This window comes from Xanthomonas sp. CFBP 8445 (genome assembly GCF_025666235.1).
Taxonomy (GTDB): domain Bacteria; phylum Pseudomonadota; class Gammaproteobacteria; order Xanthomonadales; family Xanthomonadaceae; genus Xanthomonas_A; species Xanthomonas_A indica.
Window position 1 is genome coordinate 1333513 of sequence record NZ_CP102594.1, and the last position, 21523, is coordinate 1355035.

At 69.7% G+C, this 21523-nt stretch carries 15 protein-coding genes; 7 read left to right on the forward strand and 8 right to left on the reverse strand.

Translation table 11 applies throughout. The annotated features are described in order from the left end of the window. The first annotated feature begins 9 nt into the window (after positions 1-9). Positions 10-1743, forward strand: coding sequence for a type IV-A pilus assembly ATPase PilB (gene pilB / locus NUG21_RS05730; RefSeq protein WP_160947580.1), 1734 nt, complete (start codon positions 10-12; stop codon positions 1741-1743). Positions 1744-1904: 161 nt separating this feature from the next. Here the strand turns inward: pilB and NUG21_RS05735 are convergent, their stop codons facing one another. Further along, the gene (locus tag NUG21_RS05735; protein WP_242080579.1) at positions 1905-3293 is read right to left on the reverse strand and encodes a sigma-54-dependent transcriptional regulator; all 1389 of its coding nucleotides are present in this window, start codon (positions 3291-3293) and stop codon (positions 1905-1907) included. 82 nt (positions 3294-3375) lie between these two features. Next, a complete protein-coding gene (locus tag NUG21_RS05740; RefSeq protein WP_263392515.1) occupies positions 3376-4989 on the reverse strand; it encodes a sensor histidine kinase in 1614 nt (537 codons plus the stop codon). Between the two features lie 377 nt (positions 4990-5366). On the opposite strand from NUG21_RS05740, the gene sucC reads away from it, so the two are divergent. The 4 genes from sucC (at position 5367) to NUG21_RS05760 (ending at position 11965) form a co-directional block, all read left to right on the forward strand. Further along, positions 5367-6536 carry an ADP-forming succinate--CoA ligase subunit beta gene (sucC, locus tag NUG21_RS05745; RefSeq protein ID WP_010342227.1) on the forward strand — a complete coding sequence of 390 codons (1170 nt, stop codon included), beginning with the start codon at positions 5367-5369 and terminating at the stop codon, positions 6534-6536. A 22-nt stretch (positions 6537-6558) separates the two neighbouring features. After that, positions 6559-7434: a succinate--CoA ligase subunit alpha gene (sucD, locus tag NUG21_RS05750; protein WP_026144653.1), complete on the forward strand. Its 876-nt coding sequence runs from the start codon at positions 6559-6561 to the stop codon at positions 7432-7434. Positions 7435-7772: 338 nt separating this feature from the next. After that, positions 7773-9869 carry a pyrroloquinoline quinone-dependent dehydrogenase gene (locus tag NUG21_RS05755; protein ID WP_263392516.1) on the forward strand — a complete coding sequence of 699 codons (2097 nt, stop codon included), beginning with the start codon at positions 7773-7775 and terminating at the stop codon, positions 9867-9869. Between the two features lie 458 nt (positions 9870-10327). Continuing rightward, complete coding sequence (locus tag NUG21_RS05760) at positions 10328-11965, forward strand: NAD+ synthase (RefSeq protein WP_160947583.1); 1638 nt, start codon at positions 10328-10330, stop codon at positions 11963-11965. 193 nt (positions 11966-12158) lie between these two features. On the opposite strand, the gene egtD is transcribed toward NUG21_RS05760, so the two are convergent. Together egtD and egtB are read right to left on the reverse strand one after the other, a co-directional pair. Further along, a complete protein-coding gene (egtD, locus tag NUG21_RS05765; RefSeq protein ID WP_263392517.1) occupies positions 12159-13142 on the reverse strand; it encodes an L-histidine N(alpha)-methyltransferase in 984 nt (327 codons plus the stop codon). Beyond that, positions 13139-14428, reverse strand: coding sequence for an ergothioneine biosynthesis protein EgtB (gene egtB, locus NUG21_RS05770; protein ID WP_263392518.1), 1290 nt, complete (start codon positions 14426-14428; stop codon positions 13139-13141). Before egtB ends, egtD begins: the two co-directional genes overlap by 4 nt. Before the next feature lie 70 nt (positions 14429-14498). Between egtB and NUG21_RS05775 the strand changes: the two genes are divergently transcribed. After that, positions 14499-15707 carry an aminotransferase class V-fold PLP-dependent enzyme gene (locus NUG21_RS05775; RefSeq protein WP_263392519.1) on the forward strand — a complete coding sequence of 403 codons (1209 nt, stop codon included), beginning with the start codon at positions 14499-14501 and terminating at the stop codon, positions 15705-15707. Positions 15708-15956: 249 nt separating this feature from the next. On the opposite strand, the gene NUG21_RS05780 is transcribed toward NUG21_RS05775, so the two are convergent. The 4 genes from NUG21_RS05780 to NUG21_RS05795 all read right to left on the reverse strand — a co-directional run bounded on the left by NUG21_RS05780 (position 15957) and on the right by NUG21_RS05795 (position 20344). Further along, positions 15957-17414, reverse strand: a complete 1458-nt coding sequence (locus NUG21_RS05780) for an ABC transporter permease/substrate-binding protein (RefSeq protein WP_263393036.1) — start codon at positions 17412-17414, stop codon at positions 15957-15959. 41 nt (positions 17415-17455) lie between these two features. Next, entirely contained in the window at positions 17456-18193 is a 738-nt protein-coding gene (locus tag NUG21_RS05785) for an ATP-binding cassette domain-containing protein (protein ID WP_263392520.1), read from the reverse strand. A 52-nt stretch (positions 18194-18245) separates the two neighbouring features. After that, positions 18246-19193, reverse strand: coding sequence for a glycoside hydrolase family protein (locus NUG21_RS05790; RefSeq protein WP_019797125.1), 948 nt, complete (start codon positions 19191-19193; stop codon positions 18246-18248). A 275-nt stretch (positions 19194-19468) separates the two neighbouring features. Further along, positions 19469-20344, reverse strand: a complete 876-nt coding sequence (locus NUG21_RS05795) for an outer membrane protein assembly factor BamD (RefSeq protein ID WP_019797124.1) — start codon at positions 20342-20344, stop codon at positions 19469-19471. Positions 20345-20460: 116 nt separating this feature from the next. Between NUG21_RS05795 and rluD the strand changes: the two genes are divergently transcribed. Further along, positions 20461-21468, forward strand: a complete 1008-nt coding sequence (rluD, locus tag NUG21_RS05800; RefSeq protein ID WP_160947590.1) for a 23S rRNA pseudouridine(1911/1915/1917) synthase RluD — start codon at positions 20461-20463, stop codon at positions 21466-21468. Positions 21469-21523: the final 55 nt, after the last annotated feature.

A 21523-nucleotide genomic window follows, 5' to 3' on the forward strand; every position in this document is an offset into this window, starting at 1 on the left:
GGTGGCAACATGAGCGCGTTGATGACTCCAAATCTGGTCGGCATCACCGGTATCGCCCGCCGTCTCGTGCAGGATGGCGCGCTGGACGAAGCTGCGGCGCGGGCCGCGATGGCCCAGGCGGGCGAGGCCAAGGTGCCGCTGCCGCAGTGGTTCTCCGAGAAGAAGCTGGTCACTGCCGCGCAACTGGCCGCCGCCAACGCGGTGGAGTTCGGCATGCCGTTGATGGATGTCTCGGTTTTCGACGCCAGCCAGAACGCGATGAAGCTGGTCAGCGAGGAACTGCTGCAGAAGCATCAGGTGCTGCCGTTGTTCAAGCGCGGCAGCCGCTTGTTCGTCGGCATCAGCAATCCGACCCAGACCCGGGCGCTGGATGACATCAAGTTCCACACCAACCTGACGGTAGAGCCGATCCTGGTCGACGAGGACCAGATCCGCCGGACCCTGGAGCAGTGGCAGGCCAGCAACGACTCGCTCGGCAGCGCGCTGGGCGACGACGAGGGCATGGACAACCTCGATGTCGGCGGCGGCGACGAGGACATGGGCAGCAGCGGCGACACCGGCATCGACGCCAAGGGCGAGGACACCCCGGTCGTCAAGTTCGTGAACAAGGTGCTGGTCGATGCGATCCGCCGCGGCGCGTCCGACATCCATTTCGAGCCCTACGAGGACGACTACCGGGTGCGCCTGCGCATCGACGGCCTCCTCAAGAGCGTGGCCAAGGCGCCGGTCAAGCTCAACCAGCGCATCGCCGCGCGCCTGAAGGTGATGGCGCAGCTGGACATCGCCGAGAAGCGGGTCCCGCAGGACGGTCGCATCAAGCTCAACTTGTCCAAGAACAAGCAGATCGACTTCCGTGTGAGCACGCTGCCGACGTTGTTCGGCGAGAAGATCGTGCTGCGTATCCTCGACGGCAGCGCGGCCAAGCTGGGCATCGACAAGCTCGGTTACGAGCCGGAGCAGCAGAAGCTGTTCCTGGATGCGATCCACAAACCGTATGGCATGGTCCTGGTCACCGGTCCCACCGGCTCGGGCAAGACGGTGTCGCTGTACACCGCGCTGGGCATCCTCAACGACGACACCCGCAACATCTCCACCGCCGAGGATCCGGTCGAAATCCGCCTGCCCGGGGTCAACCAGGTGCAGCAGAACAACAAGCGCGGCATGACCTTCGCCGCGGCGCTGCGCTCGTTCCTGCGCCAGGATCCGGACATCATCATGGTCGGCGAAATCCGCGATCTGGAGACCGCCGAGATCGCGATCAAGGCTGCGCAGACCGGTCACATGGTGCTGTCCACCCTGCACACCAACGATGCGCCGCAGACCATCGCGCGCCTGATGAACATGGGCATCGCGCCCTACAACATCACCAGTTCGGTAACCCTGGTCATCGCCCAGCGCCTGGCGCGGCGCCTGTGCAACAACTGCAAGCGCCCGGTGCAGTTGCCGGAGAAGGCCCTGCTGGCCGAGGGCTTCACCGAGGCGGAGGTCGCCGCCGGCATCCAGTTGTACGAGGCGGTCGGCTGCGACGACTGTACCGAGGGCTACAAGGGCCGCACCGGCATCTACCAGGTGATGCCGATGAACGACGAGATCGCGGCGATCGTGCTCCAGGGCGGCAACGCGATGGACATCGCCAGCGCCGCGCAGAAGATCGGGGTCAAGGACCTGCGCCAGTCGGCCCTGCTCAAGGCCCGCAACGGCATCACCAGTCTGGCCGAGATCAATCGGGTGACGAAGGATTGATGGGGGCGGGGATTGGGGAGTCGGGATTGGGGATTGGCAACGGCGCACGGCGGCCTACGCCTTCGTCTGTTGCCTAGCCACCTCACCTGGTGATCCGACGGCTCGGACTCCGCTCTTCGCTCTTGCGAATCCCCAATCCCGACTCCCTAATCCCGGCCCTCCTACTCCATCCCCAGCTTCTTCAGCTTGTAGCGCAGCGCCCGAAAGGTGATGCCCAGTTGCGCGGCGGTGCGGGTCTTGTTCCAGCGGTTCTCTTCCAGCGCCTTCTGGATCGCGGCGCGTTCGAGTTGCTCGATGTAGGACGGCAGGGCGGAGGAGCTGGGGTCGATGTCGACCACGCCGCGCGGCAGCGCCGGGGCGGCCTCGGCGGCGCTGCGGGCGTGGTTGCCGGGTTGCGGCAGGCGCAGGTCGGTGGCGCTGATCTGGTCGTCCTCGGCCATCGCCAGGGCGCGCTCGAGGATGTTCTCCAGTTCGCGCACGTTGCCGGGGAAGGCGTAGCTGCTCAGGGCGTCCAGCGCCGAGGGCGACAGCAGCGGGGTGGGGCGGCCGTGGCTCTTGGCCAGCCGCGCCAGGATCGCCGCGGCCAGTTGCGGCAGGTCGCCGCCGCGCTCGCGCAGCGGCGGCACGCGCAGTTCGATGACGTTGATGCGGTAGTACAGGTCGTGGCGGAAGCGGCCCTCGGCGACCAGGTCGGCCAGGTCCTTGTGCGTGGCCGAGAGGATCCGCACGTCCACCGGCACTTCGCTGGCGGCGCCGACCGGGCGCACCGATTTCTCCTGGATCGCGCGCAGCAGCTTGACCTGCATCGGCAGCGGCAGTTCGGCGACCTCGTCGAGGAACAGGGTGCCGCCGTGCGCGGCCTGGAACAGGCCGGCCTGGTCGGCATGGGCGCCGGTGAAGCTGCCCTTCTTGTGGCCGAAGAACTCACTTTCCATCAGTTCGGCGGGGATCGCGCCGCAGTTCACCGGCACGAACGGGCCGGCGGAGCGGGCGCCCTGTTCGTGGATGGTGCGCGCGACCAGCTCCTTGCCCACGCCGGACTCGCCGAGGATGTAGACCGGCGCCTGGTTGCGCGCGACCTTGGCGATGGTGCTGCGCAGCGCGTCCATTGCCGCCGAGGCGCCGAGCAGGCGGCTGGCCTGTTCCGGGGCCGGCTGCGGCGGCGCGGCGCGGCTCTCGTTGTTGAGTTCCAGTGCATGCTTGACCAGGCCGCGCAGCACCTGGATGTCCACCGGCTTGCTGACGAAGTCGAAGGCGCCGGCCTTCAGCGCTTCCACCGCCAGGTCCATGCTGCCGAAGGCGGTGATCATCGCCACCGGCGTGCGCGGGTAGTGCTTGGCGATCTCGCTGACCAGCTCGATGCCGTTGCCGTCGGGCAGGCGCATGTCGGTGATGCACAGGTCGTAGGGGTTGCTCGCCAGCAATTCGCGCGCTTCGGCGAGGTTGGCGGCGGTGCTGATGCGCAGCCCCATCCGGCCCAGGGTCAGGACCAGCAACTCGCGGATGTCGCGCTCGTCGTCGACGACCAGGGCACTTCGGGTTTCGTTCATGTGCAGGGAAGATAGCGTAGGAACCGGGGCATGTGCCAATTTACCGGCGCCGGCCGCGCGCTGGCGGAGCGATTCTCACCTATCAGCCGCTGAGCATGGCGTGTGGACCGGGCAGGGCGACGCGGAAACACGCGCCGCCGGCCGGCACCGGCACGTACTCCAATCGCGCCTGGTTGGCCCGGCACAGTTCGCGGGCGATATACAGGCCCAGCCCGGTGCCGTGCTCGGAGGTGGTGAAGAACGGCCGGAACAACTGCGCCGCCACCGCCTCGGGAATGCCGGGGCCGCGGTCCATCACGTCGACGATGGCGTTGCGCTCCTGCAGCGCGACGCGCAGGCGCACCCGCGCCGGTTCTTCCATCACCCGCCCGTACTTGAGCGCGTTGTGCACCAGCGCGCTGAGGATCTGGTGCAGGTGCTTGGGATCGACCAGCGCATGCACCGGCTGCGGGGCGAGGATCGACTCGAGGCTGTCGGTCTCGATCGAGAGGGTCTGCCGGTACTCCAGGACGAAGCGGCGCACGAACGCGCCCAGATCCAGGTTCTCCGGATTGGAGCGCTCGCGCCGGGCCAGGCCGAGCACGCTCTCGACGATGCCGTTGGTGCGCTGGCACTGCTGGTGGATGATCTGCAGCAGGCGGCGGTCGGCATCGCCGATCGCCGGCGATTCCTCCAGCAGCTGCGAGGCGTAGTTGATCGCGGCCAGCGGATTGCGGATCTCGTGGGCCAGGCTGGCCGAGAAACGGCCCAGTGCCGACAGGGTCAGCGACTCGGCGCGCCGCGACACCACCGTGGCATCGTCCAGGAATACCAGGGTCAGGTCGCCTTCGGCCAGCAGCCGGGCGAAGCGCGGCTGCACTTCCGGCTGATCCGGCGACAGCTGCAGCGGGCTCTCGTCCTGGTTCCAGCCGTTGCGCCAGCGCTGCAGGCGCCGGGCCAGTTCCGGCGCGGCGCTGAGCAGGTCGAGGCGGCCGCTCTCGCTGTTGCCGTCGGTGTCGCCGAGCAGGGCCGACGCGGCCTCGTTGGCCAGGGTCACCCGGTTCTGCGCGTCCACCACCAGCACCCCGGTGCGCATGCGGCGGATGATCAGTTCGTTGATTTCGTAGAGGTTGGCCACCTCGGCGCCGCGGCGTTCGGCCAGGCTCTGGCTGGTGCGGGCGCGCTGGCCGAGGCCGTTGCAGATGTAGGCCACCGCCAGGTAGCTGGTGGCGAACATCGCCAGTTCGGCCAAGCTGCGGGTGTTGTCGGCACCGTCCAGCACGCTCCAGATGTACTCGGCCAGCGTCGCCGCCGAGGCGATCAGGGCGATGGCCAGGCCGCCGCGCAGGCGCAGCAGCATCGCCGCGGCGGCGACGTTGAACAGCAGCATCATCGCGATGCCGGCGCTGGCCGCGGGCAGGGCGTGCGCGGCCAGGGTCGCGGCGACGATGTCGGCCACGGCGCTGAAGCCGACGATCGGCGCCAGGTGCGCCTCGTTGCGTCCCCACACCAGCAGCGCCAGCGCCACCGCCAGGTAGGCGGTGGACAGGGTGCTGGCCAGCTGCGGATAGCGCGGCTCGCCCACCAGCACGCTGAGCGGGCTGAACACCAGGGCGGCGATCAATCCGGCCACCAGCACCCGGTACAGCGCGAAGAAATACAGCTCGCGGCGCGGAATGGACTCGATGCGATCGATGAGCGAGGCGCTGGTGGGCAAGCCGGACTCCGGGCGGGCAGCGGACGGCGCGAGTATAGGGGCGGTGCCGTGTACGTGGATGGCGGCCGGGTCGTCGGCGACTAGCCTGGCTCGTCACCGCCCGCGACGGGCGAAACCGCGATCGCCGCCGCCGGCGGTCGTGCAAGGGACGGTGGAACGAGGCGGGGCGGGCGCGGCAGGGCGCGTGCGGGCCGGTCCCGCTCCACCCTGTGGCGCCACCGCGGACCTCCCCTGAGGCCTCAGCCGGGCCGGACCGCGGGCGCTTTTGCGCCGCCGCCCTGGGTCGGCGACAATAGGCGTCCCGTCCGTACCGCTCCCGGCCGCCACTCAGGGCCCGGATCGCTGCGGGACGGCCGTTCCTTTTCCCACGGTGACGCATGAATTTCCACGAATATCAGGCAAAACAACTGCTTGCCGAGTACGGCATCCCGGTCCCGGCCGGCAAGGTCGCGGCGACTCCGGAAGAAGCGGTTGAAGCCGCCAAGTCGCTGGGCGCTGGCCCTTGGATGGTCAAGGCGCAGATCCACGCAGGTGGCCGCGGCAAGGCTGGCGGTGTCAAGTTCTGCAAGACCACCGACGACGTGAAGGCCGTTGCCGAGAAGCTGCTCGGCACCAAGATGGCCACCTACCAGACCGCCGGCGTCGAGCTGCCGATCAATTTGGTGCTGGTGACCACCGCCGGCGAGATCGTCAAGGAGCTGTACCTGTCGGTGCTGGTCGACCGCGGCACCCGCACCATCAGCTACATCGCCTCCTCCGAGGGCGGCATGGAGATCGAACAGGTCGCCGCCGAGACCCCGGACAAGATCCACACGCTCAACGTCGACTTCGTCGAGGGCGTGCAGGGTTACCACGGCCGCGACATCGGCTTCAAGATGGGCCTGACCGCCAAGCAGGCCGGCCAGTTCGCCAGCATCATGGTCAACCTGTACCGCATCTTCAACGAGAAGGACCTGGCGCTGGTGGAGATCAATCCGCTGGCGATCCTGGACGACGGCAACCTGTACGCGCTGGACGGCAAGTTCAACAGCGACGACAACGCCAACTTCCGCCACAAGGAACTGGTCGCCATGCGCGACAAGTCCCAGGAAGACGAGACCGAAGTGACCGCTTCGGAGCTGGACATCAACTACGTCACCATGGACGGCAACATCGGGTGCATGGTCAATGGCGCCGGTCTGGCGATGGCGACCATGGACGTGATCAAGCTCAACGGCGGCGAGCCGGCGAACTTCCTCGACGTGGGCGGCGGTGCCAACAAGCAGCGCGTGATCGAGGCGTTCAAGCTGATCCTGTCCTCGGACAAGGTCGAAGGCATCTTCGTCAACATCTTCGGCGGCATCGTCCGCTGCGACATGATCGCCGAGGGCATCATCGCGGCGGTCAAGGAAGTGGGCGTCAAGGTTCCGGTCGTGGTGCGCCTGGAAGGCACCAACGTGGAAGAAGGCAAGCAGCTGCTGCGCGACAGCGGCATGGCCATCATCCCGGCCGACAACATCAACGACGGCGCCAAGAAGGTCGTTGAAGCTGTCAAGAACGCCGCCTGATCCACGACACCAAGGAACTCCAATGTCTGTTTTGATCAACAAGAACACCAAGGTGATCGTGCAGGGCTTCACCGGCCAGCAGGGCACCTTCCACGCCACCCAGATGATCGAGTACGGCACCCAGGTCGTCGGCGGTGTCACGCCGGGCAAGGGCGGCACAACCCACATCGACCTGCCGGTGTTCAACACCGTGGCCGATGCCGTGCAGAGCACGGGTGCCGACGCCTCGGTGATCTACGTGCCGCCGCCGTTCGCGGCCGACGCGATCCTGGAAGCGGCTGCGGCCGGCATCAAGGTCATCGTCTGCATCACCGAAGGCATCCCGGTGCTGGACATGCTGCGCGTCAAGAACGTGCTGACCCGTTCGTTCCCGGAAACCGTGCTGATCGGGCCGAATTGCCCCGGCGTGATCACCCCGGGCGAGTGCAAGATCGGCATCATGCCGGGCCACATCCACAAGCCGGGCAAGATCGGCATCGTCTCGCGTTCGGGCACGCTGACCTATGAAGCGGTCAAGCAGACCACCGAAGTCGGCCTGGGCCAGTCCACCTGCATCGGCATCGGCGGCGACCCGATCAACGGCCTGAACTTCGTCGACTGCCTCAAGCTGTTCAACGAGGATCCGCAGACCGAAGGCATCATCATGGTCGGCGAAATCGGCGGCGACGCCGAGGAAGCCGGTGCCGAGTACATCGCCAAGCACGTCAAGAAGCCGGTGGTCGGCTTCATCGCCGGTGCTTCGGCGCCGGCCGGCAAGCGCATGGGCCATGCCGGTGCGATCGCCTCGGGCGGCAAGGGCACGGCCGAGGGCAAGTTCGCGGCGATGGAAGCCGCTGGCGTCAAGACCGTCCGCTCGCCGGGCGACCTGGGTGCAGCGATCGCCTCGCTGGTGAAGTAAGCCGCCAGCGCCGCGGCAGCGACCGCCTTCGGGTGCGTCGTTGTCGCCGCCGCTGTCCGGAAGGGCCTCGCGCGAGCGAGGCCTTTTTCGTTTCGAGGATGCGGTGCGCGGCACTGGTGCGGCGTCCCTGGCGCGACGGGGCGGATGGGGTGGCCACGCACTGCCGCCCACCACCGTCTGCGCAATCAAACAGTTGCGCCACCCCGGTGGTCGCCATTCGTCCCTGCCGCCCCGCCATTGGTCCCCTGGCCGGGTGATGCCGTCCCTGCGGCGCTGACACGGTCCGGCGCGGTGCCGACATTGACGCCACTTTCTTCGGCAGTGACGGGAGCGGATGCGTGATCAGGCGATGGCGGGCGGCGGTATGCGGGGCGGGCATGGCGATGGGCATCGGTGGTCTCTGCGCGGCGGCGCCGGGCGACTGGGCCAGTTACGCCGGCGCGCCCGGTGGTGGGCAGTATTCGCCACTGACCCAGATCACCCCGGACAACGTCGGCCGGCTGCGCATCGCCTGGTCGTTCCGCACCGGCGAACTCGGCGCGGGCCTGCCCGATCCGGAACGGCGTCGCTTCGAGGCCAATCCGCTGGTGCTGGGTGGACGCATGTACCTCACCACCGGCACCGGCATCGCCTTCGCCCTGGATGCGGCCAGCGGCCGCGAGCTGTGGTCGTTCGATGCCAAGGTGCGGCGCGACAAGCACTACAGCGATCCGGCCTCGCGCGGAGTGAGTTTCTGGCGCGACACCCAGGCCGCAGCAGGGGCGTGCCGCGAGCGCATCGTGTTCGGCACCCTGGATGCGCGGCTGATCGCATTGGATGCCGTCGACGGCCGGCCCTGCGCCGGGTTCGGCAAGGACGGCACGATCGACCTGCATGCCGGCATCGACGTGCACGACAACGCCAGCGATGCCTGGTCCAACTATGCGGTGACCTCGCCGCCGGTGGTGGCCGGCGACGTGCTGGTGGTCGGCAGTTCGATCGGTGACAACCGCGGGCATGCGCTGGAACAGGGCGTGGTGCGCGGCTACGACGCGCGCAGCGGCCGTGAGCTGTGGCGGTGGGATCCGGTGCCGCGCGACCCGGACAAGGCTACCGCCGCCGGCTGGCAGCCGGCGCAGGCGGCCACGGTCGGCGGCGGCAATGCCTGGGCGCCGCTGTCGGTGGATCCGGCGCTGGGCCTGGTCTACGTGCCGACCGGCTCGGCGAGTCCCGACTACTACGGCGGCGAGCGCCTCGGCGACAACCGCGATACCGACTCGCTGGTGGCGCTGGACCTGCACAGCGGGCGCCGGGTGTGGGCGCAGCAACTGGTGCATCACGATCTGTGGGACTACGACCTGGCCTCGCAGCCGGTGCTGACCACGGTGCAGACCGTGCAGGGGCCGCGCGCGGCGGTGCTGCAGGCGACCAAGACCGGCTTCCTGTTCGCCTTCGACCGTCGCGACGGCACGCCGCTGTTCCCGATCAGCGAGGTGCCGGTGCCGGCCTCCGACGTGCCGGGCGAGCGCGCCTCGCCGACCCAGCCGATGCCCGAGCCGGGGTTGCGCCTGGCGCGGCATATGCCGCTGACCGCCGCCGATGCCTGGGGCGCGACGCCGGGCGCGCGCCGCGAATGCGCCGCGCTGATCGCCGGGCTGCGCTCGGAAGGCCTGTTCACCCCGCCCAGCGTGCGCGGCACGATCGCGCTGCCCGGCTGGGCCGGCGGGGTGAACTGGGGCGGGATCGCGGTGGATCCGCAGCGGCAGCTGGCGATCCTTCCGGTGTCGGACCTGCCGATGCAGGTGGCGCTGATCCCGCGCGAGCAGTTCAGCAAGGCCGAGCACGCGCGCCATCCGGACCAGCAGTTCAACGACATGGAGGGCACGCCGTACGACATGCGCCGCGGCGTGCTGAGTTCCTCCAGCGGCATTCCCTGCGTCAAGCCGCCGTGGGGGCGGCTGGTGGCGGTGGACCTGCGCACGCGCAAGATCGCCTGGGAGCGCCCTCTCGGCACCCTGGAAGAGAAGCTGCCTTGGCTGCCGCTGGAGGTGGGCACGCCACTGCTCGGCGGTGCGGTGACCACGGCCAGCGGCCTGACCTTCATCGCCGCGGCGGCCGATGCGCGCCTGCGCGCGCTCGACAGCGCCACCGGCAAGACCCTGTGGGAGGCCAAGCTGCCGGCCGGCGGCCAGGCCACGCCCTCCGTCTATGCGGTAGGCGGCAAGCAGTACGTGGTGATCGCCGCCGGTGGTCGCGAGGGCATGGGCACGATGGGCGATTACGTGGTCGCCTATACGCTCGACGGCGAGGGCAAGGACGTGGTGTTCCAGCACGGCACCGCCGTGCGCATGGCGGTGCTGGGCGTCGCCGCGCTGGGGCTGTGTGCGGGACTGGCGATGCTGCTGCGGCGTTGGCGCCGGCGGCGGCGTGCACGGGCTGGTGCTGGCGCCCGCTGAAGCACATGGTGGTGGTGGCTGGCCGGCGCTTCGGGGTTGATGCAGTCGGGACTGAAGTCCCGCCCACAGTGACGCGTCAGCACGTGCTGTCCCTGGAGTGAGCGCGGCTTCGGCGGCGACGCGCGGTGCATGCGCCAGCGATTGCTGTTGGTCGTGCATGTTGCCGTGGGAGCGACTTCAGTCGCGACGCGGGGTGCCTGGCCAAGCGGCTTTCTCAAGCGCGTGCGCCATAGGGAGCGTCCTGTGGCATCGCCGCGGCTGCCGCCATGTGCGCACCCAAGATGTGGCTTGCCTGGCCTACATGCCTGCACTCCAACGTGGCGGCATGCGCATCACCGGCCGCAACCCGGCACAGCGCTACACTGCGCAGGGCGCCACGCGATGCCGCGGCGCCGCAGCAGGTGCGATGCCCTCGCGTGGCGCCTGCCTGTCTTCCCTTCGTTCCTGCAAGGTTGCCTATGTCCGCCTCCCTCCGTCTCGCCATGGCCCAGTTCGATTTCCCGGTCGGCGCCGTGGCCCAGAACACCGACCGGATCATCGCGTTGATCGAGGAGGCGCGCGACGAATACGGCGCCGACGTGGTGCTGTTCCCGGAACTGGCGGTCAGCGGCTATCCGCCGGAGGATCTGCTGCTGCGGCCGGGCTTCCTGGCCGATTGCGAGCGCGCGGTACAGCGCATCGCCGCGCAGGTGCACGGCATCGTCGCGGTGGTCGGCTGGCCGCAGAGCGCCGGCAGCGTGGTCTACAACGCCGCCAGCGTGCTGCGCGGCGGCCGCATCGAGCGGACCTATCGCAAGCGCGAACTGCCCAATTACGCGGTGTTCGACGAGCGCCGCTATTTCGACGTCGACCCGGACGGCGAGAACTGCGTGTTCGAGGTCAAGGGCACGCCGGTGGGCCTGGTGATCTGCGAGGACCTGTGGTTCCCGGAGCCGTTGGCGGCGACCGTGCGGGCGGGCGCGGAACTGGTGCTGGTGCCCAATGCCTCGCCCTACGAGCGCGGCAAGCATGCGCAGCGCGACGCCCTGCTGGCCGAGCGCAGCCGCGAGAGCGGTGCGGCGCTGGCCTATCTCAACGTGGTCGGCGGCCAGGACGCGCTGGTGTTCGACGGCGCCTCGGTGGTGGCCGACGGCGACGGCACCGTGCATCCGGCGGCGGCCGCCTTCACCGACCAGTGGCTGGTGGTGGAATACGACACCGCCGCGCGCCGTTTCGCGCCGCTGCGCTGGACCGACGATGGCGACGAGAGCATGGATGCGCTGGCCTGGCGCGCGGTGGTGCGCGGGCTGCAGGACTACTGCGCCAAGAATCGTTTTTCCAAGGTCTGGCTTGGCCTGTCCGGCGGCATCGATTCGGCGCTGGTGCTGGCGATGGCGGTGGACGCGCTGGGCGCGGACAACGTCACCGCGGTGCGCTTGCCGTCGCGCTATACCGCCGACCTGTCCAACGACCTGGCCGCGGACCAGTGCCGCGTCCTCGGCGTGAAGCTGGAGACGGTGGCGATCGAGCCGGCGTTCGAGGGCCTGCTGAGCGCGCTCGGCCCGCTGTTCGCCGGCACCGAGCCCGATGTCACCGAGGAGAACCTGCAGTCGCGCAGCCGCGGCGTGATCCTGATGGCGCTGGCCAACAAGTTCGGCGGTCTGCTGCTGACCACCGGCAACAAGAGCGAGTACGCGGTGGGCTACGCCACCATCTACGGCGACATGTGCGGCGGCTATGCGCCGCTGAAGGACTTGTACAAGACCGAGGTGTTCGGCCTGGCGAAGTGGCGCAACACGGTCGGCGGCACGCCGGTGATCCCGCCCGCGGTGATCACGCGGCCGCCCTCGGCGGAACTGCGCGCCAACCAGACCGACCAGGATTCGTTGCCGCCGTACGACGTGCTCGACGGCATCCTGTACCGCTACGTCGACCAGGAAGAATCGCGCGACGAAATCGTCGCCGCCGGCTATGCCGCCGAGGTGGTCGACCGGGTGGTGCGCTTGGTGCGCATCAGCGAGTGGAAGCGCCACCAGGCCGCGCCGGGGCCCAAGGTGTCGCGCCGCGCCTTCGGACGCGAGCGGCGCTATCCGATCAGCAACGGGTACCAGGCCTGACGCGGTCGTCGACCTGGCAGCTGTCTCATCTGTAGGAGCGGCTTCAGCCGCGACGGGCTTTACCGGTAAAGCCCGTCGCGGCTGAAGCCGCTCCTACGAGGGATGTCACGCGGGTCCCGTTGACAGGAAACTACGGCATCGCGCCGTATTCGCTTTTGCGAATCCCCAATCCCGATTCCCCAATCCCGGCCCCTCAGACCGCCTGCAGCAACCGCAGCCCGAACGCATCGTCCTGCGCATTCCAGCCATGGCTGACGCGCAGGCCGGCTTCGGCGGCCATCGCCGCGAAGCTCTGGTCGGTGTACTTGTGGCTGTACTCGACCTGCATCGCTTCGCCTTCGGCGAAATCGAAACGCTGCCCGGCCACCGTCACCTGTTGGGCGCACTGGCTGACCAGGAAGGTCTCGATGCGCTCGCGCGCTTCCGAATAGACGGCATGATGGCGGAACTGCGCCAGGTCGAAGTCGCTGCCGATCTCGCGGTTGAGTCGGCGCAGCAGGTTCAGCGTGAATGCGGCGGTGACCCCGGCGGCATCGTTGTAGGCCGCCTCCAGCAGCGCCGTGTCTTTGACCAGGTCGATGCCGATCAGCGCGCAACCGTCCGCGCCCATGGTCTGGCGCATCGAGCGCAGCAGGGCAATGCCGTCCTCGCGGGTGAAGTTGCCCAGGGTCGAGCCGGGGAAGAACACCAGGGTGCGGCGCGCGCCGCGCTGCGGCGCCGGCAGCGCCACCGGCGCGGTGAAGTCGGCGCACACCGGCAGCATCTGAATGTGCGGGAAGCGCTCGGCCAGCCGCGCGGTGCTGGACATCAGCATGTCGCGGGAGATCTCGATGGGAGTGTAGGCCACCGGCATGCGCAGGCCGTCCAGCAGCAGCTGGGTCTTGCGGCCGCTGCCGCTGCCCAGTTCCACCACATGCGCGCCGGTGCCCACCGCCTGCGCGATCGACGGCATCCGCGCTTCCAGCAGGTCCAGCTCGGTGCGGGTCAGGTAGTACTCGGGCTGGCGGGTGATCGCCTCGAACAGGCGCGAGCCCTCGGCGTCGTAGAAGTACTTGGACGGCAGCTGCTTGGGGCTGTGCGACAGGCCGGCGATCGCGTCGGCGGCGATGTCGTCGGCCTGCGGATGCAGATCGGTGAGGGCGGCTTCGGTCAGGGCGCGGGCGGTTGCGGCGTTCATGCGGGATCCTTGGCCAGGCGCACGCCGGCGAACTGCCACCGCGCATCGGAGGGGAAGAAATTGCGGTAGCTGGCGCGGATGTGATCGTGCGGCGTGGCGCAACTGCCGCCGCGCAACACCCACTGCGCGTTCATGAACTTGCCGTTGTATTCGCCCAGCGTGCCCGACCACGGGCGGAAGCCGGGGTAGGGGAGGTAGGCACTGCCAGTCCATTCCCAGACATCGCCGAACAACTGCTGCAGGCCGGTACTGGCCGGCGCCTTCGACTGCGGATGCAGCGCGTCGCGCTCGACGAAGTTGCCGGCGATAGCGACGCCGGCGGCCGCCTGTTCCCACTCCGCTTCGGTCGGCAGGCGTGCGCCGGCCCAGCGCGCGAACGCATCGGCCTCGAACAGGCTGAGATGGCACACCGGCGCATGCGGATCGCGTTCGCGCCAGCCGCCGAGGGTGAATTCGCGCGCGCCGTCGGCATGCCAGTACAGCGGGCGCTGCCAGTCCTCGGCGCAACGCTTGGCCCAGCCGTCGCTGAGCCACAGCCCGACCGTGCGATAGCCGCCATCGGCGATGAACTCGGCGTATTCGGCGTTGCTCACCGGGCGGCTGGCCAGCGCATGCGCCGGCACCAGCACGCGATGCCGCGGCGATTCGTTGTCGTAGGCGAAGTCGGCATGCGCCGGCCACGGCGCGGCACCGATCTCGCTGATCTGCTCATCGCGCTGCAGCCAGCGCAGCGGGGACGCCGGCGCGTGCTGCGTCGCCAGGTCGACGCGATAGGCCGGGCCCAGTGGATTGCGCCAGAACGCGTGCTTGATGTCGGTGAGCAGCAACTCCTGGTGTTGCTGCTCGTGCTGCAGGCCCAGTTCCAGGATCTGCAGGGTCTGCGGCGCCAGCGTGCCGGCCTGCAACTGCGCCAGCACGCGGGTTTCGATCTCGTTCCGGTACTCCAGCACCTGCGCCAGCGAGGGCCGCGACAGCAGGCCGCGATGCGGCCGCGCATGCGCCGGGCCGATGCTCTGGTAGTAACTGTTGAACAGGTAATCCCACTGCGGATCGTGCGCGCGGTACGCCGGATCGGCGCCAAGCACGAAACGCTCGAAGAACCAGGTGGTGTGCGCGAGATGCCATTTGGCCGGGCTGGCGTCGTCCATGCTCTGCACCATCGCGTCTTCTTCGCTCAATGGCGCGGCGAGATGACGGCTGCGGGCGCGCACGCGGCGCAGGCGGTCCGCCAGCGTCGCAACGGACACGATGGGCGAGGGCGGTGACGCCGGAGAGATCGCTTGCATCGATGCAGTCTTAGCGCAGCGGCGTGAACGGACCGTCACGCGTCGCGGACCGTGGCGTTACCCTAGACACATGTCTACGATCGCCTCGCCCCATGCTGCCGGTCCGGCTTGCGCCGGCGAACTGGTCGACCTCGATGCCGCGGCGGATGCGTTCGCCTTGCCGGCGGGAGTGCGCTACCTGGACACCGCCAGCAAAGGGCCGCGCCTGCACCGTGCGCTGGCCGCAGGGCAGGCGGCGTTGGCCGACGCGATCGCGCCGTGGACACTGTCCTTCGATGCCTGGCGCGCGCAGATCGACGACCTGCGCGCGCTGGCTGCAGCCACCGTGTTCTCGGGCGACAGCGAAGGGGTGGCGATGGTGCCGTCGGCGGCCTACGGCCTGGCCATCGCGGCGCGGCAGGTGCCGTTGGCGCCCGGCGATGCGGTGCTGCTGCTCGATGGCCAGTTCCCCTCCAACCTGCTGGCGTGGCAGCAACGCTGCGCCGAGAGCGGCGCGCACCTCGCGGTGGTGCGGCCGGCGCCGGGCCAGGACTGGACCGACGCGGTGCTGGCCACGCTCGAGGCGCAGCCGCGCGTGCGCGTGGCCACCCTGCCCAATGCCTACTGGCGCGACGGCAGCCTGCTGGATCTGGACCGCATTGCGCCGCGCGTGCATGCGGCCGGCGCGATGCTGGTGCTGGACCTGAGCCAGAGCCTGGGCGTGCTGCCGGTGCGCCTGGACGCCTGGCGGCCGGATTTCGTGGTGTCGGTCGGGCACAAATGGCTGCTCGGGCCGATGGGGCTGGCGTGGCTGTGGGCCTCGCCGCACTGGCGCGCGCACGGCGTCCCGTTCGAGCAGCACTGGCAGGCGCGCGATCCGGGCGGCGACTGGCAGTTCCCGGCCGAAGCGCCGCCGCCGTACCGCAGCGGCGCGCGCCGCTTCGATGCCGGCGGCGTCGCCGATCCGCTGCGCCTGGCGATGGCCAGCGCCGCGCTGCAGCAGGTGCAGCGGTGGCAGCCGGCGCGCATCGCACAGCGGCTCGGCGAGCTTGGCGCGGCCTTCGACGCCGAACTGCACGCGCTGGGCGCGGGCGACTGGACCGTGCCGGGGCACGCGCCGCACCTGTACGCACTGCGTCCGCCGGCATCGACGATGCCGGTGTTGCTGCCATGGCTGCAGTCTGCGCAGATCATCTGTACCCATCGCCATGGTGCGCTGCGCATCGCCCCGTATCTGCAGCTGACGCCGGAGGCGATGCGTGGCCTTGCCCAAGAGATGGTGGCTGCGGCGCGTGCGTGAACGCACGTGTGTGCGATCGTTGTCTGGCTTCAGTTTCGATGGGGAACGCAGTCGATCACCGGTCCGGATCGGCGATCCTGTTGGGTGCATGGCTTCGTTGGTCGCGGCTGAAGCCGCTCCTACGAGGAAGCGGCATGCACGCCGTAGGCGCGGCTTCGGCCGCGACCGCATTCCGGTGTGAAGCGTTTCGCGCGGGTGGCGGTTGCCACGGCCGGTCGCACCTCTGACGCCCGTGGCGTGGCGCCTGGTTCACCGCCGCGCTGCCAGGCGCAATCCACGCGGGGTCAGCGCCCGTTCCAGCAGCTCGAACAGGCCCTGCACCAGCAGCGCCAGCAGCGCGGCCGGCGCCGCGCCTTCCAGGATCAGGCCGAGGTCGTCCAGGCGAATGCCGGTGAGGATCGGCTGGCCGTAGCCGCCGGCACCGATCAGGGCGCCCAGGGTCGCGGTGCCGACATTGATCACTGCCGCGGTCTTGATGCCGGCGAGGATGGTGCGCAGCGCCAGCGGCAGTTCGATCCGCCCCAGCCGGGTGCCTGGCGGCAGGCCGAGCGCGGCGGCGGTCTCGCGCAACTCGCGAGGAATGCCGGTGATGCCGGCGTGCGTGTTGCGCACGATCGGCAGCAGGCTGTACAGGAACAGCGCGGCGATCGCCGGCTTGGCGCCGATGCCGAACAGCGGGATCATGAACACGAACACCGCCAGCGACGGCAGCGTCTGCAGCACGCCGGTCAGCGCCAGCACTCCCTGGCCGAGCCGTGGCCGGTACGCCGCCAGGATGCCCAGCGGCAGCGCCACCAGCAGGGCCAGGCCCAGCGACAGCCCGACCAGTGCCAGGTGTTCGCGGGTGCGTTGCAGCAGCCGTTGCAGGCGTCCGTCCTGCGCCGGTGCGGCGATGCCCAGCCAGTGCGCGGCGATGGCGCTCTCGGCGCGCTTGTCGAGCTTGGCCTCGGCGTTGAGCCGCTGCATGGTCGTCGCGTCGATGCGTCCGCCCAGTCCCTGCAGCGCCTGCACGAAGCGCGGCGCGCGCTGCGCCAGGTCGGCGCGGTAAAGGAACACCGCGGCGTAGCGCGGGAAGTAATGCCTGTCGTCCTGCAGCACCAGCAGGTCGTGTGCGGGGATCTCGGCGTCGGTGCTGTACAGGTCGGTGAGGTCGATCGCGCCACTGTCCAGTGCGCGGTAGGCGAGGTCGTGGTCCAGGCCGGTGGGCGTCTGCGGCAGCCCGTAGGCGGCGCGCACGCCGGGCCAGCCGTCGGCGCGCGAGACGAATTCGTTGCTCAGCCCGAACTTGAGCGTCGGATGCGCGGCCAGGTCGGACAGGCGCACAATGCCCAGCGCCTGCGCGCGTTGCCGGCGCATGCCGAACGCATAGGTGTTGTCGAAGCCCAGCGGCGCGCTCATCGCCAGGCCGCGTTGCGCCAGCGCCTGCCGCAGCGCGGCGTCGTCGGCGCCCGGCATCTGCAGCAGTTCGGCGGCCAGGGTGCCGGTGTATTCGGCATAGGCGTCGATCGCGCCTTGCTCCAGCGCGCGCCACAGGATGCGGGTGCCGCCGAGCTGGCGCCGGTGCTCGACCTCGACCCCGGCCTGGCGCCCGGCGCCGGCGGCGATCTCGCCCAGCACCACCGCTTCGGTGAAGTTCTTCGAGCCGACCACCACCTTGGTCTCCGCGGCAGCGGCCGGCAGGCCCGACAGGCTGGCCACAGCGCCCAAAACGACCAGCACGACCGCGCGCCAGTGCGCGCCTGGCGACGTCACCGCGCATCCTCCAGGGTGCGCTGCGCCTGCAGGAACTGGCCGACGAACGGATCGGCCGGCGCCTCCAGCAGGTGGCGTGCGCTCCCTTCCTGCAGCACGCGGCCACCGCGCATCAGCACCAGGGTGTCGCCCAGGTAGGCGGCCTCGGCGACGTCGTGGGTCACCAGCACCACGGTCTTGCCCAGCAGCGCGAACAACTCGCGCATCTGTGTCTGCAGTTCGCGGCGCACGATCGGATCGAGCGCGCCCAGCGGTTCGTCCAGCAGCAGCACCGGCGGGTCAAGCAGCAGCGCGCGGATCAGTCCCACGCGCTGGCGCTGGCCGCCGGACAGCTCGGCCGGATAGCGCGCCAGCAGCGCCTCCGGCAGCCGGCACAAGGCCGCCAGTTCGTGCAGGCGCGCGGCGATGCGTGGCCGCGTCCAGCCCAGCGTGCGCGCCAGCAAGGCGGCGTTGTCGCGCGCGCTCAGGTGCGGGAACAGCCCGCCTTCCTGGATCACGTAGCCGATGCGCCGGCGCTGCGCCAGCAGGGTGGCGCAGCGCAGCGGCTCGCCCTGGAAGCGCACCTCGCCGCGATCCGGCCATTCCAGTCCCAGCAGCAGGCGCAGCACGCTGGACTTGCCGGCGCCGCTGGGGCCGATCAACGCGGTGGTGCGGCCCGGGGCGATGCAAAGATCGACCTGGTCCAGTGCCAGCGTGTCGCCGTAGCGGCGGGTGACCCGATGCAGTTCGAACATCGCCGCAGCATAGCCGTAGGCGGCGACCACGCCGCGCGAAGACGCGGCACGCTCAGCGGGCGGCGTCGGTCAGCAGGCCCAGGGTCGGCTTCGGCCGGCTCAGGTCGTACATCAGGCCGAAATGGGCCTCCGCGCCCTGCTGGTCCGGCTGGTCGAGCAGTTCGTAGAGATTGATCTCGGCGACCACGTCGGCGTAGTCGCTGCGCAGGGTCTGCAGCAGTTCCGCCACGCTGTCGTAGCAGGCGCCGTCGCCGGGGTAGCCGCCATCGGTGTTGCCGGTGTAGATCTCGGCGCAGTTGAGCTCGTTGACGTACACCTTGGTGCCGTATTTCTGCGCGGCGGCGCGCAATTGTCCGAGATACAGGTCCATCCAGTAGCCGCGCTCCCCGTGGAAGGCGTAGTAGTGGAAGCTGATCCGGTCGAAGTCGAAGCCGGCGGCCTTGGCCTGGTCGAGGAACCACAGTGAGCCGTTGCGGTCGCCGGGGCAGCGCGCGGTGGCCGAATGATCGTCGCTGTTGCAGGCGGTGATGTTGATGGTGAACTGCAGGCCGGCGCCCACTTCGTCGGAGGCCTGCTTCATGCCGCGGTACATCGTGGTCATCGCCGCGATCCGCGCCGGGGCGGCGGCACGGTCCAGGTCCTGCTCGTTGCCGATCTCCCAGACCTTGATGTCGTTGGCATAGCGTCGCGCCAACGCGTAGCCGATCTCCTGCGACATCGGATACACCATCGGCCGCAGCGCGATGTTGTACTTGCGCGAGAGCTGCACCAACTTGTCGAGCACGGTGAAGTTGCGCGGGTCGACGTCGAAGCGGTAGCTGCGCAGGTTGCGCTGGTCGAGCAGGCGGAACACCGCCTCGCTCTGGCTGAGCGGATAGGCCTGGCGGCCGTCGTGGCCGTTGACGCCGTACACGATGGCCGGTGCTGCGGTGGCCGGCAGGGCGGCAGCGGCGGAGAAGACGGCGGCGAACAACCACAACAGCGGGCGCAGGATGGGCATGGGCAGGGTCCCAGCGGATCGGCACGGAGGAGGTGTGGGGGCAGCCTAGCAAGGCTGCGCAGCGGTCTGGCCGACAATCGTCCGGATTGGGGCGTGCGTCGCAGTCCGCGGCGCGGGGCAGGCCCGGCACCGTCGCGCTGCCGCGCGGTCTTCGCCGCCGAGTACCAGGCCGGATCGGCCCGCCATTGCAGGGGAGGGCGGCGCCGTAGTGGTCCCCCAGAACGCGACAGGGGCCTTGCGGCCCCTGTCGGTGTGCATCCCGCCGGCGCGATGGATCAGCGCTGCATCTGCGAGTTGGACTGTCCGGTGGCGGCGGACTTCTCGCCGGCGAACGGATTGAGCTTGCGGATCATCCACGGGTACTTCGGCCAGTTGCCGGTCAGCCACGGATGCTGCGGATCGTTGAGCTCCAGCACGCGGCGCGCGTCGGCGGCCAGGGTCTTGTTGCCGAGGTGGGTGTAGGCATCGGCCAGCACCGCCACCGCATCGTACTGGTAGGCGCTCTGCGGGTAGGTCTCGAGCAGGTAGGTGGCGCGCGAGGCGGCCGACACCCAGGCGTCGCGGCGCAGGTAGTACAGCGCGTTGTCCAGCTCGTGCTGGGCGAACACGTTGCGCAGGGCGATCATGCGCTCGCGCGCGTCGGCGGCGTAGCGGCTGTTCGGGTAGCGCTCGGCGACGGTGTTGAAGTCGGCGTAGGCCTGCTGCGGGGTAGACAGGTCGCGGCGGCTGGGATCCAGCGACCACACCCGGCGCAGGAACACCGTGTCGCGGTTGGAGTTGGACAACCCGCGCAGGTAGTACATGTAGGCGATGTTGCGCTGGGTCGGGTAGGTGCGGATGAAGCGGTCGATGGTGGACACCGCGTCGTCGTGCTTGCCGGCCTTGTACTGGGCGTAGGCGCTTTCGATCATCGCCTGCTCGGTGTAGTTGCCGTACGGGTACTGCGCGATCAGCCGCTTGAAGCTGCTCTCGGCGCCGGCCCAGTTGCCGCTCTCCATCTGCGCATGCGCCTTCTGGTAGAGCTGCTCCACCGGCATCCCTTCCTCGGGGTTCTTCTTCTGACGGTGGCAACCCGTCGCCACGACCAGCGTGACCAGCAGCAGGGCGATGAAACGGACGTGCGCGGACAGCGGGACGGAGCGTCGGATCATGGGTTCGGGCGCGGCAGGGCAGGAATACGAAGGGGCGATGATAGCCTAGTGGCCTGTCCTGCGACTGACTACGGCCGCCGCGACTCTCCTTTTCCGACCCAAGCCGTGCCCCTGCCATGCCCAATACCCCCCCGGACCTCCCCGAGGACGCCGCCAGCGACGGCCCGCGCCAGGCGCGCGTGCCCGACCATGCCGCCGGCCGCCGTTTCGACGCGGTGCTGGCCGAACTGTTCCCCGAATACTCGCGCTCGCGCCTGGCCGAATGGATCAAGTCCGGCGACGCCCTGCTCGACGGCGCCCCGGCGCGGCCGCGCGATCCGCTGCGCGGCGGCGAGATCGCCAGCCTGCACGCGGTGCTGGACACCCAGACCCACGCCCTGCCCGAGGACATCCCGCTGGAGGTGCTGTACGAGGACGACCAGGTCATCGTGCTGAACAAGCCGGCCGGGCTGGTGGTGCACCCGGGCGCCGGCAACCCCAGCGGCACCCTGGTCAATGCCTTGCTGTACCGCGATCCGGGGCTGTCGGCGCTGCCGCGCGCCGGCATCGTGCACCGCCTGGACAAGGACACCAGCGGCGCCATGGTGGTGGCGCGGACCCTGCAGGCGCACACCTCGCTGGTGGCGCAGCTGTCCGCGCGCGACGTGCACCGGCAATACCTGGCGGTGGTGGTCGGGGCGCTGGTCTCCGGCGGCACCGCCAACGCGCCAATCGACCGCCATCCGCGCGACCGCCTGCGCATGGCGGTACGCGAGGACGGCCGCGATGCGGTCACCCACTACCGGCTGCGCGAGCGCTTCCGTGCGCATACGGCCCTGGAATGCCGCCTGGAGACCGGCCGCACCCACCAGATCCGCGTGCACATGGCACACCTGAAGCACCCCATCGTCGGCGACCCGCTGTACGGCGGCCCGCTGAAGCTGCCCAAGGGCGCCAGCGAGGAACTGATCGGCGAACTGCGCGGCTTCAAGCGCCAGGCGCTGCACGCCGAGACCCTGGAGTTCAAGCATCCGCTGAGTGGCGAACCGGTCCGAGCCACCGCCGCAGTGCCGGCCGACCTGCAGCAGCTGATGGCCTCCCTGCGCGCGGATGCGCAGGCGGCGGCCGAGCGGGCGCGGCGCTGAGCATGGCCACGTCGCCGGTTTCCTGCGCCGTGGCACGCGGCGCCGTCTGGGGCTG

Coding starts and splice junctions, on each gene's coding strand:
- pilB (WP_160947580.1), top strand. CDS start 10: ATGAGCGCGTTGATGACTCCAAATCTGGTCGGCATCACCGGTATCGCC.
- NUG21_RS05735 (WP_242080579.1), bottom strand. CDS start 3,293: ATGAACGAAACCCGAAGTGCCCTGGTCGTCGACGACGAGCGCGACATC.
- sucC (WP_010342227.1), top strand. CDS start 5,367: ATGAATTTCCACGAATATCAGGCAAAACAACTGCTTGCCGAGTACGGC.
- sucD (WP_026144653.1), top strand. CDS start 6,559: ATGTCTGTTTTGATCAACAAGAACACCAAGGTGATCGTGCAGGGCTTC.
- NUG21_RS05760 (WP_160947583.1), top strand. CDS start 10,328: ATGTCCGCCTCCCTCCGTCTCGCCATGGCCCAGTTCGATTTCCCGGTC.
- egtD (WP_263392517.1), bottom strand. CDS start 13,142: ATGAACGCCGCAACCGCCCGCGCCCTGACCGAAGCCGCCCTCACCGAT.
- egtB (WP_263392518.1), bottom strand. CDS start 14,428: ATGCAAGCGATCTCTCCGGCGTCACCGCCCTCGCCCATCGTGTCCGTT.
- NUG21_RS05775 (WP_263392519.1), top strand. CDS start 14,499: ATGTCTACGATCGCCTCGCCCCATGCTGCCGGTCCGGCTTGCGCCGGC.
- NUG21_RS05785 (WP_263392520.1), bottom strand. CDS start 18,193: ATGTTCGAACTGCATCGGGTCACCCGCCGCTACGGCGACACGCTGGCA.
- NUG21_RS05790 (WP_019797125.1), bottom strand. CDS start 19,193: ATGCCCATCCTGCGCCCGCTGTTGTGGTTGTTCGCCGCCGTCTTCTCC.
- NUG21_RS05795 (WP_019797124.1), bottom strand. CDS start 20,344: ATGATCCGACGCTCCGTCCCGCTGTCCGCGCACGTCCGTTTCATCGCC.
- rluD (WP_160947590.1), top strand. CDS start 20,461: ATGCCCAATACCCCCCCGGACCTCCCCGAGGACGCCGCCAGCGACGGC.